Origin of the sequence: Paraburkholderia sp., from assembly GCF_036488795.1 — a bacterium.
Classification (GTDB): Bacteria; Pseudomonadota; Gammaproteobacteria; order Burkholderiales; family Burkholderiaceae; genus Paraburkholderia.
In genome coordinates, this window is record NZ_DASXHA010000123.1 from 1 (window position 1) to 13,680 (window position 13,680).

13 protein-coding genes are annotated in these 13,680 nt (G+C 63.1%); 8 read left to right on the plus strand and 5 right to left on the minus strand.

Annotated features, from left to right (window positions below):
• From VGH41_RS18025 to yacG, 7 genes are all read left to right on the plus strand, one after another.
• The coding region (locus VGH41_RS18025) for a transporter associated domain-containing protein (protein WP_331598878.1) at positions 1–747 on the plus strand (747 nt) is incomplete at its 5' end.
• A gap of 157 nt (positions 748–904) precedes the next feature.
• Positions 905–2,296 carry a GspE/PulE family protein gene (locus VGH41_RS18030; protein ID WP_331598879.1) on the plus strand — a complete coding sequence of 464 codons (1,392 nt, stop codon included), beginning with the start codon at positions 905–907 and terminating at the stop codon, positions 2,294–2,296.
• Complete coding sequence (locus VGH41_RS18035) at positions 2,293–3,519, plus strand: type II secretion system F family protein (RefSeq protein ID WP_331598880.1); 1,227 nt, start codon at positions 2,293–2,295, stop codon at positions 3,517–3,519. Before VGH41_RS18030 ends, VGH41_RS18035 begins: the two co-directional genes overlap by 4 nt.
• 27 nt (positions 3,520–3,546) lie before the next feature.
• Positions 3,547–4,476, plus strand: coding sequence for an A24 family peptidase (locus VGH41_RS18040; protein WP_331598881.1), 930 nt, complete (start codon positions 3,547–3,549; stop codon positions 4,474–4,476).
• Positions 4,477–4,479: 3 nt separating this feature from the next.
• Entirely contained in the window at positions 4,480–5,082 is a 603-nt protein-coding gene (gene coaE, locus VGH41_RS18045; RefSeq protein WP_331598882.1) for a dephospho-CoA kinase, read from the plus strand.
• A 211-nt stretch (positions 5,083–5,293) separates the two neighbouring features.
• Complete coding sequence (gene zapD, locus VGH41_RS18050) at positions 5,294–6,049, plus strand: cell division protein ZapD (RefSeq protein WP_331598883.1); 756 nt, start codon at positions 5,294–5,296, stop codon at positions 6,047–6,049.
• Between the two features lie 99 nt (positions 6,050–6,148).
• A complete protein-coding gene (yacG, locus tag VGH41_RS18055; protein WP_331598884.1) occupies positions 6,149–6,346 on the plus strand; it encodes a DNA gyrase inhibitor YacG in 198 nt (65 codons plus the stop codon).
• Between the two features lie 158 nt (positions 6,347–6,504).
• On the opposite strand, the gene VGH41_RS18060 is transcribed toward yacG, so the two are convergent.
• From VGH41_RS18060 to secA, 4 genes are all read right to left on the minus strand, one after another.
• On the minus strand, positions 6,505–6,936 hold the full coding sequence (locus tag VGH41_RS18060; protein WP_331598885.1) for an NUDIX domain-containing protein: 432 nt from the start codon (positions 6,934–6,936) through the stop codon (positions 6,505–6,507).
• Positions 6,933–7,802, minus strand: a complete 870-nt coding sequence (locus VGH41_RS18065) for an ATP-binding protein (RefSeq protein WP_331598886.1) — start codon at positions 7,800–7,802, stop codon at positions 6,933–6,935. The genes VGH41_RS18060 and VGH41_RS18065 overlap by 4 nt, the downstream gene beginning before the upstream one ends.
• A gap of 54 nt (positions 7,803–7,856) precedes the next feature.
• Positions 7,857–9,098 carry a bifunctional glutamate N-acetyltransferase/amino-acid acetyltransferase ArgJ gene (gene argJ / locus VGH41_RS18070; RefSeq protein ID WP_331598888.1) on the minus strand — a complete coding sequence of 414 codons (1,242 nt, stop codon included), beginning with the start codon at positions 9,096–9,098 and terminating at the stop codon, positions 7,857–7,859.
• Positions 9,099–9,251: 153 nt separating this feature from the next.
• Positions 9,252–12,056 carry a preprotein translocase subunit SecA gene (gene secA, locus VGH41_RS18075; RefSeq protein WP_331598889.1) on the minus strand — a complete coding sequence of 935 codons (2,805 nt, stop codon included), beginning with the start codon at positions 12,054–12,056 and terminating at the stop codon, positions 9,252–9,254.
• Positions 12,057–12,334: 278 nt separating this feature from the next.
• On the opposite strand from secA, the gene VGH41_RS18080 reads away from it, so the two are divergent.
• Positions 12,335–12,820, plus strand: coding sequence for a DUF721 domain-containing protein (locus tag VGH41_RS18080; protein WP_331598890.1), 486 nt, complete (start codon positions 12,335–12,337; stop codon positions 12,818–12,820).
• Positions 12,821–12,892: 72 nt separating this feature from the next.
• Here the strand turns inward: VGH41_RS18080 and lpxC are convergent.
• On the minus strand, positions 12,893–13,680 hold a 788-nt coding region (gene lpxC, locus VGH41_RS18085; protein WP_331598891.1), incomplete at its 5' end, for a UDP-3-O-acyl-N-acetylglucosamine deacetylase.

Sequence of the window (13,680 nt, forward strand, 5' to 3'; positions counted from 1 at the left end):
ATGCCGACCAAGCACCGCAGCATCCTGTTGAACCTGTTCGATCTGGAGAACATCTCAGTCGACGACGTGATGATTCCGCGCCGCCGGATCGAAGCACTTGATTTCGATGCACCGTTCGAACAGATCCTTCACCAGCTCGAAACCTGCTATCACAACAAGCTGATCGTGTATCAAGGCGATATCGACCGCGTGCTCGGTGTGCTTCACGTGCGCAAGACGCTTTCGGCGCTGCACAACCAGGAGCTCGAGCGTGAGACGTTGCGCGAACTGCTGGCTGAGCCGTACTTTGTCCCGAGCGGTACGCCGGTCTTCCAGCAGTTGCAATACTTCCAGGAAAGCCGCCATCGCACCGCGCTCGTCGTCAACGAGTACGGCGAACTGCAGGGGCTGGTGACGCCGGAAGACATCATCGAAGAGCTGATTGGAGAATTTACGACTTCCATTCCCCGGGGCGCCAACTCGCGCGGCGGCTGGGACGAGGACGGCGAGTGCATCGTCGCCGGCAGCATGCCGTTGCGCGAACTGAACCGCTGGCTGCATATTTCACTGCCAACCGATGGCCCCAAGACGCTCAACGGTCTGATTCTCGAGACGCTCGAAGAGATTCCCGACGGCGACGTATGCGTGAAGATTGGCGACATCAAACTCGAAGTGATGCGCAGCGACGATCAGGCCGTGCGCACCGTGAAGTTGTTCAAGCCCGTCACCCGCGGTGGCACGAAGGGCAGCAAAGCGCCGCGTGTTTGAGACCTTGACTACGCGTGCGTGACGCAAACCCAGAGTGGGTAGCCTACGCTGTTCCTCACCCTAAGCACAACTAGCCGAATGGCCGAATGGCGGTGACTGCCGCCATACCGGATGATGGAGTCGTCATGTTCTACAGGCGGCTCTTAGCCGGTTTCCGATGCGCTCCCCGATTCGTCCGTCGCCGGCTGCGACCGCTCAACTTCCCACACATTCGGCCGCTGAACCGCCTGCGCCGCCTGCGCCGTTACCTGTCGCGCCCGTTGCCGAGGCCCGGACTCGCACTTCCCTGACGCCCACAACGTCTGCAGCACGGCCGTTTGCTGGCGCCAGCCGCGAAGACAGACTTCGCGAGGACACGGGGCCTGCCCTCGCCGATCCGGACAACACACCGGCGGTCCGTCTGCTTACGGACACGCTGCGGGAAGCCACCCGCCGCAACGCGTCGGACCTGCATATCGAACCTGCGGAACACGGCTGGCGCGTGCGGCTGCGCATCGACGGCGTGCTGCACGTCATCGCGCAACCTCCGGCCCATCTGCGCGATGCGTTCATCACCCGCGTGAAAGTGCTTGCACGAATGGACATCGCAGAACGACGCGTGCCGCAGGACGGACGTCTGCGCATTGCCACGACGCCCGGCCGGTTCGAAGACTATCGCGTGAATTCGCTGCCCACGCTATACGGCGAAAAACTCGTGCTGCGCCGACTCGACGCGTTACCCACCACGCTATCGCTCGATTCGCTTGGCCTCGCTGTGGCGCAGCGTCATAGCGTCGAAGCTGCGATCAAGGCGCCGCATGGCCTGGTGCTGGTCACCGGTCCCACGGGCAGCGGCAAGACGCTTTCGCTGTATTGCTTCCTGCAAATGCTCAACGCCGAGTCTCGCAATGTCTGCTCGGTTGAAGACCCGTCGGAAATTCAACTGGCAGGCATCAATCAGGTCAGCGTGCGCGAGAAGGCCGGGCTCACGTTTGCGGTCGCGCTGCGGGCGTTCCTGCGCCAGGACCCGGACGTCATCATGGTGGGCGAGATCCGCGACGAAGAAACGGCGGACGTCGCCGTCAAAGCGGCGCATACGGGCCACCTCGTCCTCTCCACGCTGCATACCAACGACGCGCCGGCTGCCGTCGCACGCCTGATCGACATCGGCATCGAGCCGTATAACCTCGCCGCCGCGTTACGCATGGTCACGGCTCAACGGCTTGTGCGGCGGCTCTGCGGCGCGTGCAAGACAGCCTCGCCGCAATCGCCGGCGGCGCTTCGCGCGGCGGGTTTCGAGGAGGCCCAGCTCGAAGGCTGGACGCCCTACGTAGCAGCAGGTTGCGACGTCTGCCACGGTATCGGGTACCGCGGACGCGTCGGGATTCACCAGGTGATGCCCGTCTCCGACGCAATGCGCGAAATGATCGTCGGCAACGCGGGCACACTCGCCCTCACGCGGCAGGCGCAAGTGGAACACGTGACGACGCTGCGCGATGCCGCGCTCGCGCGCGTGCGCGACGGCACGACTAGCCTCACCGAAGCCTTGAGCGCCACCGAGGTCTCATGAATACGCCGGCCCCTCAGATCGCATCGAACGACACGCGCTTCGTCTGGCGCGGCGTAGACGCGGAAGGCACGCATCGGCGCGGCATGCTGATCGCTCCGGACGCCAATACTGCGCAGACCATGCTCAAGCGGGACAAGCTATTCGTCGTAGAACTCAGCGCGCGCGGACCCGCGCCGCGTGCGCACGCTCGCGCTGCCGAGGTCACGCAGTTCACGCGTCAGCTCGCCAGTCTGCTGCGTGCGGGGCTGCCGCTTGCACCCTCGCTCGAACTGCTCGCGCACGCGCCGTCGCCTCGTCGACACGGCATGGCGCGCATCGTCAGCGCCCTGGCTCGGGACATCACGGGCGGTCTCAGCTTTTCGGCGGCACTGTCCCGGCATCCGGCGCAATTCAGCGCGCTGTATTGCCAACTGGTCGCAGTCGGTGAAGCGTCGGGCGCGCTGCCGGCGGTGCTCGCCCGCGTCGCGGACGATCGCGAACGCGGCGCGGCACAGCGCGCCAAGGTCAAGGCCGCGCTCGCCTATCCCGTGGCGATTCTGCTGCTCGCTATCGCCATCACGGTCGCGCTGCTTGTCTGGGTCGTACCGACCTTCAAACAGATCTTCGATGGTTTCGGCGCGCGCTTGCCCGCGCCCACCCAACTGGTGATGGCACTGTCCGCGGCGGCCGCGCGCTGGAGCGTGCCGGCGCTGGCGTTGTCGGCTGCGGCAGGTATCGGATTGACCTGCCTGCTGCGGCGTTCAGACGCGGCGCGCGTGACGCTTGCCCGACTGTCGCTCAGATTGCCGATTGCGGGCGCGCTGCTCTCAACGCTGTGTGCGGCCCGCTGGAGTCGCGCGCTCGGGACTCTGCTCGCGGCCGGCACGCCACTCGCGGATGCGTTCGACTCACTCACGCATGCCACCGGCAACGCGTTCTTCGACCGTGCAACTGTCGAGATCGCCGCACGCCTGCGGCGCGGCGAACGACTGGCGGCAGCGATGCATGCGGCGCATTGTTTTCCGGCCGAGGTCGTGCAGCCGGTCGCAGTCGCGGAAGAATCCGGCGCACTGGACGCGATGCTGATCGACGTAGCATCGCTCAGCGATCGTCAGGTGGACGAAAAGATCGGCATGCTGTCGAGTCTTTGCGAACCGCTCGTGATCATCGTGTTGGGCACGCTGGTCGGCGGCCTCGTCATTGCGATGTACCTTCCCATTATTCAACTCGGCAACGTGGTGTAGCATCGCAGCCGAATCCAATCCTTTCCCATGCCGAGTACTTCAACAATCGTGTCAGAATTTTCACTCAGCGCACTGACTGGCCACGTCGCAGGCAGCTTCAGCGCCACTTTTGGCACGTTGCCGGCTGGCGCACAGGTTGCGTTTGCGATCGTGTTCGGTCTGGTGATCGGCAGCTTCCTCAGCGTCGTTGTCCACCGCCTGCCCATCATGCTCGAGCGGGCATGGCGAGCGGAGGTCAGCGACGTGAGCGGCGAGCCGCTCGAGGACGACAGTTTGCCGGACCGTTACAACCTGTGGCTGCCGCGCAGCGGCTGCCCGCACTGCGGACACGTATTGCGCGCCTGGGAGAACATTCCTGTACTGAGCTACCTGCTGCTGCGCGGGCGCTGCTCCGCATGCAAGACGCATGTGAGCGTGCGCTATCCGTTACTGGAAATTGCCTGCGCCGCATTCGCGGTCGGCTCGCTCGTCGTCTTCGGACCGAGCGCCATGGCACTCGCCGCGTTCGGCCTGTGCGCCGCCTTGCTTGCCATGAGCGCCATCGACATCGACACGCACCTGCTGCCCGACTCGCTGACGCTGCCGCTCCTCTGGGCCGGGCTGATCGTCAACTTCAACAGTATGTTTGCCAGCCTGCACGACGCGGTGGCGGGCGCGATTGCCGGCTATCTTGTACTGTGGGTGGTGCATTGGCTGTTCAAACTCGTGCGCGGCGTCGAAGGCATGGGTTATGGCGACTTCAAACTGCTGGCCGCGCTCGGCGCATGGCTCGGCTGGGCGGCGTTGCCGCAGATCATTCTGATTGCGGCGGTTGCCGGCGCGGTGGTGGGGCTGGTGGCAACCTGGCGCGGACGCATGCGCTTCGAAGAACCGTTGCCGTTCGGTCCGTTTCTCGCAGCCGGCGGCGTCATCACGCTGTTTCTTGGCACCCCGCTGTATCTCGCATTGGGAGGCTGACGCATGTTTTCTGTGGGACTGACGGGCGGCATTGGTAGCGGCAAGTCGACCGTCGCGGATCTGTTTGCCGCGCGCGGTGTAGCGATCGTCGACACCGATCTGATCGCGCATCAGATCACTGCGCCACACGGCGTCGCCATGCCGAAAATCGCTACCGAGTTCGGCGCCTCGTTCGTTGCACCAAACGGTTCGCTGGACCGGGCGCGCATGCGCAGCCTGATTTTCAGCGACGACGACGCACGGCGCCGTCTGGAAGCCATCACCCATCCGTTGATTCGCAGTGAAACCGAGCGCGCACGGCGAGAAGCGCACGGCCCCTACGTGATGCTGGTCGTGCCGCTCCTCGTCGAGTCCGGCACATGGAAAACGCGCGTGGACCGGGTGCTGACGGTTGATTGCAGCGTTCAGACGCAAATCGAACGCGTCATGCGCCGCAACGCATTCAGCCGCGAGCAGGTGCTCGCGATCATCGCACGTCAGGCGTCACGCGAAGCGCGTCTTGCCGCCGCCGACGACGTCATCGTCAACGAAAATGCGCAGTTGGACGACTTAGGCACGCAGGTCGAGGCTCAGCACCAGCGCTATCTGTCTCTCGCGGGCGGCTAACACCCTGAGTGCGCATGGACCCGGGCGCTACGATCGTGCGCGGCCTCTGACTCCGTTGTCGCAGTAAAGCGAAGACACCGTACCCAAACTGCGTCAAAACAAGCGAAAAAACTGCCGAAAGCGCTCAAAAAAAGTGTGTGATTGCTAGGGTAGTCTCACGGCATTAGAATGTTCTGCATTCCGTCACCGACCACGCCCGAGGCGAGCCCGCTTGATCCTTTACGAGTATCCCTTCAACGAGCGAATCCGGACGCTGTTGCGCCTCGAAGATCTGTTCGAGCGCTTCACGTTCTTTCTGACTCAGGAAGATGCGAGAGAACATCACGTCGCGCTGACAACGCTGTTCGAAATCTCTGAAGTCGCGGGTCGCGCGGATCTAAAGTCGGATCTGATGAAGGAACTGGAGCGGCAGCGTCAAACACTGGCACCGTTCCGCGGCAACCCGGGCATCGAACAGAACGCGCTGGAAGCCGTGCTGGGCGAGATCGAGCAAACCCTCTCGGGGCTCTCGCAGATGCAAGGCAAGACGGGTCAGCATCTTGCAGACAACGAGTGGCTGGCAAGTATCCGCAGCCGCGCCATCATCCCGGGGGGCACCTGCAAGTTCGACCTGCCGTCTTACTACGCATGGCAGCAGACGCATCCGGACCAGCGCCGCCAGGACATCGCCAAGTGGGTGACCCCGCTGCTGCCGTTGCGCGACGCCGCCACCATCGTTCTGCGTCTTGCGCGCGAATCGGGTCAGGCTTCGAAGGTCATGGCCATGCAGGGCAGCTACCAGCAGATGCTGTCGGGGCGTTCGTATCAATTGATGCAGGTACGGGTGGCACCCGAATTGCGCGTCATACCCGAGGCGAGTGCCAACAAGTACATGCTGTGGGTGCGCTTTACCGTGCAGGACGGCGACTTGCGGCCGCGCGCGGTGGATGTGGACGTGCCGTTCCAGCTCACGCTGTGCAGTCTGTAGCGTGAGCTGCGCGCTCTGCTGAAGCGGTGACCCCTTTGCAGTCTCGAAAATGCCCTTATATTAGAGACTTGTCCTGTTTGCGATTAACTGTCTGACCGAATGATCACTGTCGTTAAATGCCCAACGTGCGGCAAGGATGTCCGCTGGACACCTGAAAACCGCTTCCGCCCATTCTGTTCCGAGCGTTGCAAGCAGATCGACCTCGGTGCGTGGGCCGCTGAGAAGTACAAAATCGGCGGCACCGACGAAGAAGCGCCTTCAGACGATACGCCAGGCGGCGACTACAACCCGCACTGAGCGCGCAACCAACCGCGCAGAACCCTGGCTGGCTGGCGGTGGATCGCCGGTTGCAAGGCACCGGTTTCTATCCTGGCATACGCTGACAAGGTCGGCCCTACGCAACACGTGGCCGGGTCAGGCCGCGCGTCGCTCGTACCAACAGCCGGGCTGCACCCCTATTCCGCGGCTAGCCACTCCAGCACCGGTATCGTCGCCGGCAGCAATGGCGACACCTCAGCGGGAAGCGATTGCCACACGAACGCCTGCCCCTCGCGGCCATGCGGCTCGCCGCTCCACTGGGTCACCTTGCAGAAATACAGCCGCACATAGGCATGCGGGTAGTCGTGTTCGAGCGTATGCCAGCGGTGGCTCGCCTTGACGTCAATCCCCAGTTCCTCGTGCAATTCGCGGGCGAGCGCCGCTTCGACCGTTTCACCCGGCTCCAGCTTGCCGCCCGGAAACTCCCAATAGCCCTCGTACGGCTTGCCCGCCGGCCGTTGCGCCAGCAGATAGCGCCCATCCGGCTGCACCAGCACACCCACGGCGACTTCTGTAACCGGCCGTCCGGCGGAGTTGGCCGTACCGCCAGCCTGGCTTGAGTCCGTCATGCCTGAGACTTCCGGCCGGACCGGTCGCGCGCGAACTGCCATGCAACACGCCCTGAGCGCGAACCGCGTTCCAATGCCCACACGAGCGCATCACCGCGCGCCGCTTCAATTTCGGCGGCGTCGCAGCCGAAATGCTGCAGCCAGTGACCGACGATCGTCAGGTAATCATCCTGCTTGAACGGATAGAAGCTGACCCACAGGCCGAAACGCTCCGACAACGAAATCTTCTCTTCAACCACTTCGCCCGGATGAATCTCGCCATCGGACGTGTGCTTGTACGACTCGTTGTCGCTCATGTATTCGGGCAACAGGTGGCGCCGGTTCGATGTTGCGTAGATCAGCACATTGTCGGACTGAGCGGCCACCGAACCGTCGAGCGCCACCTTCAGCGCCTTGTAGCCCGACTCGCCATCTTCGAACGACAGATCGTCGCAGAACACGACGAAGCGCTCCGGACGCTGCGAGATCAGATCGACGATGTCGCCCAGATCGTGCAGGTCGTCCTTGTCCACTTCGATCAGCCGCAGCCCGTCTTTCGAATAGGCGTTCAGGCACGCCTTGATCAGCGAAGACTTACCCGTGCCGCGAGCGCCCGTCAGCAACACGTTGTTGGCCGGCTGCTTGCGCACGAACTGGCGCGTGTTCTGCTCGATCAGGCCCTTCTGGCGGTCGATATTCTGCAGATCGTCGAGCGTGATGTCGGAGATGGCCGGCACCGGCTGCAAATAGCCGCGCCCCTGGCGCTTGCGCCAGCGAAAAGCGACTGCAGCGGACCAGTCGACGTCCGGCGTAGCTGGCGGAAGCACGGCTTCCAGGCGGCCGAGCAAGGCTTCGGCGCGGGTCAGAAACTGTTCGAGTTTGTCCATGGCAGAAAAATGTGCACTTAGCGAATTCGGGGCGAAAGCCGGCCAGATGCCCGGTTACGAGCGATAGTCGGCGTTGATGCTCACGTAGTCATGCGACAGGTCGCAGGTCCAGATCGTCGCCTGCGCGTCGCCGCGCCCCAGCACCACGCGGATCGTGATTTCGCTCTGCTTCATCACGCGCTGACCGTCTTCTTCGCGATACTCGGGATTGCGGCCACCCGCCTTCGCCACCAGCACGTCGTCCAGATACAGGTCGATCTTGCCCACGTCGAGGTCGCTCACGCCGGCATAGCCGATTGCCGCGAGAATCCGGCCCAGATTCGGGTCCGATGCATAGAACGCCGTCTTGACCAGCGGCGAGTGCCCGATCGCATAGGCAATCTGACGGCATTCCGCCACGTTCTTGCCGCCCTCCACCTCGACCGTCATGAACTTGGTGGCGCCCTCGCCATCACGCACGATGAGTTGCGCGAGCGTTTGCGCTACCTCGGTCACCGCGTCGCGCAAGGCCACATAGGCCGGCGAATCGGTGGACGTGACGGGCGGCAGGCTCGACTTGCCCGACGCGATCAGGATGAAGGAGTCATTGGTCGACGTATCGCCGTCGATCGTGATGCAGTTGAAAGAGCGGTCCGCGACATGCTTGACCAGCGCATCGAGCACCGGCTGCGAAACGGCCGCGTCGAACGCGAGGAAACCGAGCATGGTCGCCATGTTCGGCTTGATCATGCCCGCGCCCTTGCTGATGCCGCTCAGCGTGACCGTGTGACCGTCGATGCTCACCTGGCGCGAAGCCGCCTTGGGCAGCGTATCCGTCGTCATGATGGCCTGCGCGGCGTCGTGCCAGTGCGCAGCCTGACGATTTGCCAGCGCGGCGGGCAGCCCCGCCTTCAGACGGTCGATGGGCAGCGGTTCGAGAATCACGCCGGTGGAAAACGGCAGCACCTGTTCCGGCACGATGCCCGCCAGCTTCGCCAGTTCCACACAGGTTTCGCGCGCGTGCGCGAGACCCGGCTCGCCGGTGCCCGCATTCGCATTTCCCGTATTGATCACCAGCGCACGAATCGCCTTACCACCGGCGCGCACGTGGTCTAGATGCTCGCGGCAGACCGTGACGGGCGCCGCGCAAAAACGGTTCAACGTGAATACCCCGCCCACCGTTGCGCCTTCTTCAACGGAAATGACCAGCACGTCCTTGCGGTTCGGCTTGCGGATGTTCGCCTCCGCCCAGCCGAGCGTGACGCCGGCGACGGGATGGAGTTGAGCGGGATCGATCGAGGGGAAATTGACAGCCATGGTTGCGACCTGTCGAAGTTGAAAATGCCGGCGCGAAGCCGGCATCGGGAATCAGAACAGATGATGACGGCGAGTGCCGCACCACCGCGAAATCAATCAGCAAGACGACTGCTCAAAACGACGCGGCGCGCTTTACGCGCGCCGCAATCAATCTCAGGCAATCTTGCCGTGGCACTGCTTGTACTTCTTGCCGCTGCCGCACGGGCACGGGTCGTTACGGCCAACCTTCGGCACGTTGTCGCCGAGCGGCTCGGCCGGCGCATGCGCGCCATGGCTCATGGCGTCGCCGATCATCGCAGCCGTGGCGGCTTCTGCAGCCACCACCGGAGCCGCGGCTTCGGCGAACTCGGCGTGCCGGAACTCGACGTGGTCCAACTGGCTGCTGCCCTGCTCTTCCAGGTCTTCGGCAACCTGTTCCAGCTGCTCGGTCGACTCCACTTGCACGTTCATCACCACGCGCGTCACGTCGAGCTTCACCGCGTCGAGCATGGCGGCAAACAGCTCAAATGCCTCGCGCTTGTATTCCTGCTTCGGATTCTTCTGCGCATAACCGCGCAGATGGATACCCTGGCGCAAGTGGTCGAGCGCGGCCAGATGCTCGCGCCACGCGCGATCCAGCGTCTGCAGCATGATCGAACGTTCGAAGCCGCTGAAGTTCTCGCGGCCGACCAGTTCGACCTTCGTTTCATACGCCTCGTCGGCGGCGGCAATCACCGCTTCGAGGATCTCGTCCACGGTGATCGACGACGACTCGTTGATCATTTCCTGAATGGCGAGATCGAGCTGCCATTCGTTGCGCAGCACCTCTTCGAGTTCGGGAACGGACCACTGCTCTTCAATGCTGCCCGCCGGCACGAACTGATGGACGATATCGGCGATCACGCCATGACGCATGGCGCCGATGGTTTCCGTGATGTCATGCGCTTCGAGCAATTCATTGCGCTGCTGGTAGATCACCTTGCGCTGATCGTTCGACACATCGTCGTATTCAAGCAATTGCTTGCGAATATCGAAGTTGCGCGCTTCAACTTTGCGCTGCGCCGATTCGATCGAACGTGTGACGATGCCCGCTTCGATCGCCTCGCCTTCCGGCATCTTCAGGCGGTCCATGATGGCGCGCACGCGGTCGCCCGCAAAAATGCGCAGCAGCGGATCTTCCAGCGACAAATAGAAGCGCGACGAACCCGGGTCGCCCTGACGGCCGGCACGGCCGCGCAACTGGTTGTCGATCCGGCGCGATTCGTGACGCTCGGTGCCGATGATGTGCAGACCGCCCGCGGCCTTCACCAGATCGTGCAGTTCCTGCCATTCGTCGTGCAGCTTCTGGATGCGGCGTTGCTTTTCGTCTTCAGGAATCGACGGGTCGGCTTCGATGAACGCTGCCTGCTTCTCCGCGTTGCCGCCGAGCACGATGTCGGTACCGCGACCGGCCATGTTGGTGGCGATCGTGACGCGCTTCGGACGGCCGGCTTCGGCCACGATCTCCGCTTCGCGGGCGTGCTGTTTGGCGTTCAGCACTTCGTGCGGCAAACCTGCCTGCTTCAGCAGATGCGAGAGCAGCTCGGAGTTTTCGATCGAGGTGGTCCCGACCAGCACCGGCTGGCCGCGCTCGTGACAGTCGCGGATGTCGCGAATCACGGCGTCGTAGCGTTCCTTCGCGGTCTTGTAGATCTGGTCCTGCTTGTCGATCCGCTTCGGCGGCCGGTTCGTCGGGATCACGACCGTTTCGAGGCCGTAGATCTCGTTGAATTCGTATGCTTCGGTGTCGGCCGTGCCGGTCATGCCGGACAGCTTCGCGTACATGCGGAAATAGTTCTGGAACGTGATCGACGCGAGCGTCTGGTTCTCGCTCTGGATCTTGACGTGTTCCTTCGCCTCGACCGCCTGGTGCAGGCCGTCGGACCAACGGCGGCCCGACATCAGGCGGCCGGTAAACTCGTCGACGATCACCACTTCGCCGTTCTGCACGACGTAGTGCTGATCTTTGTAGAACAGCGTATGCGCGCGCAAGGCGGCATACACGTGGTGCATCAGCGTGATGTTCTGCGGCGCGTAGAGGCTCTCGCCTTCGCCGATCAGGCCCCACTCGGCGAGCAGGCGCTCAGCCTTTTCGTGGCCCGACTCCGTCAGAAACACCTGACGGCCCTTTTCGTCCAGCGTGTAGTCGCCCGGCTTTTCGACGCCGGTACCGTCTGCTTTTTCCTCGCCAATCTGGCGTTCCAGGAGCGGCGGCAGCGCATTCATGCGCACGTACAGGTCCGTGTGGTCTTCGGCCTGGCCCGAGATGATCAGCGGCGTACGCGCTTCGTCGATCAGGATCGAGTCCACCTCGTCGACCACCGCGAAATTCAGCGAACGCTGCACGCGAGCAGTGGTCTCGTAGACCATGTTGTCGCGCAGGTAGTCGAAGCCGAACTCGTTGTTGGTACCGTACGTGATGTCTGCGGCGTACGCTTCCTGCTTGGCGGCGTGATCCATCTGCGACAGGTTGATACCCACCGACAGGCCGAGGAAGTTGTACAGGCGCGCCATCCATTCGGCGTCGCGCTGGGCGAGGTAGTCGTTCACCGTGACGACATGCACGCCGCGGCCCGACAACGCGTTCAGGTAGACCGGCAGCGTGGCGACCAGCGTCTTGCCTTCGCCGGTGCGCATTTCCGCGATCTTGCCGTAGTGCAGCACCATCCCGCCGATCAGCTGGACGTCGAAATGGCGCATTTTCAGGACGCGCTTGCTGGCCTCGCGGCACACCGCGAAGGCTTCGGGCAGCAGTTTGTCGAGCGACTCGCCGCTCGCGACCCGCTGGCGGAATTCACCCGTTTTGGCGCGCAGTTCGTCATCCGTCAATTGCTCGATCTGCGGTTCGAGCGCATTGATCGCCGTGACGGTCTTTTGATATTGCTTGACTAGCCGCTGATTGCGACTGCCAAAAATCTTTTGTAGAAAACCGGTGGTCATCGGATCGGTGTCTGCGTCGCGGCTTCGGCTGGTTCACGGCATGCGGTTTGTCCACATACTGGTCCGGGGTCGGGAGTGCCTCGGCGGCTTAGTCCAAGAGTGAATTCGAATCGGGCATTTTAGCACGCGCCCCAGCGCGCGCCTGTGTCACAGGCGCGACGCAGGGCGGCCGTGCATGGCCCCTGCCAGACCTTATCCGGCCGGCCCGGGGAGCATCCCGCGCGGTACAATCCAGGCGTGAATGCGCACTGGGCGCGCTCACTCCGTCACTATCCTACATGAGCCGCTCCCCTTCGTTTTCAAGGCCGCCGTCCAAGCAGTTCAACGCGCGCCGTCCGCAGCCGGTCGCCGAGGTGCTCAATCGCACCGACGCGTTCGCCGCCTTGCGCGCCGGCGTCGAACAGATCGCCTCGCTGGAACGCGATCTGCGTCAGTTGCTGCCGGATTATCTGGCCTCGAGCGTCGAGCCCGGCTTTATCAAGGACGGTGTACTGGCACTATTTGCTGCGCACAATGCGCTCGCTGCCCGTCTGCGGCATCTGGAGCCGCGTCTTCTGGCGGACCTGCAGCAGCGCGGCTGGGCAGTCAATTCGCTGAGAATCCGCGTGCGCCCACAGGCGGTGAAGGAACCGCCTCCCATCAAGCAGGCCCGCATGACACCGGTCGGCGCCGACGCACTTCATGCCCTGAGCGAATCGCTCGCGCCGTCGCCGCTGCAGGCCGCGCTCGCGAAGATGGCCGCCCGGCACCTGAAAAAGCGCTAACGCAAAAAAAACGGCCCGTCTGGGCCGCTTCTTTTTTCTGCGTTCGACGCGCGCCTTCGCGCGCTTGCAGACTCAGGCAAAGGCCGTCTGCGTATCGAAAGCGAAACCACGCGGAGCCTTCTGCGGGTCGTTGAAGGTGACGATTTCGTACGCGTCTTCATGCGCCAGCAACTCGCGCAGCAGGGCGTTGTTCAGGCCGTGACCCGACTTGTACGCCGTGTACGAAGCCAGCAACGGATGGCCGACCACATACAGGTCGCCGATCGCGTCGAGCATCTTGTGCTTCACGAACTCGTCGTCGTAGCGCAGACCGTCATTGTTGAGAATGCGGTACTCGTCGAGCGCAATTGCATTGTCGAGGCTCGCGCCGCGGGCCAAGCCCAGTTCGCGCAGCATTTCCACTTCGTGCGCATAGCCGAAAGTCCGCGCCCGCGCGATGTCGCGAACGTAGGAGGTGTGCGCAAAGTCCACTTCCAATGCCTGACCGGTCTTGTCTACGGCCGGATGGCGGAAGTCGATCGTGAACTTCAATTTGAAGCCGAAAAACGGGTCCAGACGCGCAAACTTGTCGCCGTCCACGATTTCCACCGGCTTCTTGACCTTGATAAATTTCTTCGGTGCGTTCTGCTCTTCGACACCCACCGACTGAATCAGAAACACGAACGTCGAGGCACTGCCGTCCATGATCGGAATTTCTTCGGCGGTGACGTCGACATACATGTTGTCGATACCGAGACCGGCGCAAGCTGACATCAAATGCTCGATGGTCGAGACGCGTACGCCGTCCTTCTGCAACACGGAGGCAAGCCGCGTATCGCCGATCGACATGGTGTTCGCAGGAATCTCTACCGGCGTGGCCA

Coding starts and splice junctions, on each gene's coding strand:
- VGH41_RS18030 (WP_331598879.1), top strand. CDS start 905: ATGCGCTCCCCGATTCGTCCGTCGCCGGCTGCGACCGCTCAACTTCCC.
- VGH41_RS18035 (WP_331598880.1), top strand. CDS start 2,293: ATGAATACGCCGGCCCCTCAGATCGCATCGAACGACACGCGCTTCGTC.
- VGH41_RS18040 (WP_331598881.1), top strand. CDS start 3,547: ATGCCGAGTACTTCAACAATCGTGTCAGAATTTTCACTCAGCGCACTG.
- coaE (WP_331598882.1), top strand. CDS start 4,480: ATGTTTTCTGTGGGACTGACGGGCGGCATTGGTAGCGGCAAGTCGACC.
- yacG (WP_331598884.1), top strand. CDS start 6,149: ATGATCACTGTCGTTAAATGCCCAACGTGCGGCAAGGATGTCCGCTGG.
- VGH41_RS18060 (WP_331598885.1), bottom strand. CDS start 6,936: ATGACGGACTCAAGCCAGGCTGGCGGTACGGCCAACTCCGCCGGACGG.
- VGH41_RS18065 (WP_331598886.1), bottom strand. CDS start 7,802: ATGGACAAACTCGAACAGTTTCTGACCCGCGCCGAAGCCTTGCTCGGC.
- argJ (WP_331598888.1), bottom strand. CDS start 9,098: ATGGCTGTCAATTTCCCCTCGATCGATCCCGCTCAACTCCATCCCGTC.
- secA (WP_331598889.1), bottom strand. CDS start 12,056: ATGACCACCGGTTTTCTACAAAAGATTTTTGGCAGTCGCAATCAGCGG.
- VGH41_RS18080 (WP_331598890.1), top strand. CDS start 12,335: ATGAGCCGCTCCCCTTCGTTTTCAAGGCCGCCGTCCAAGCAGTTCAAC.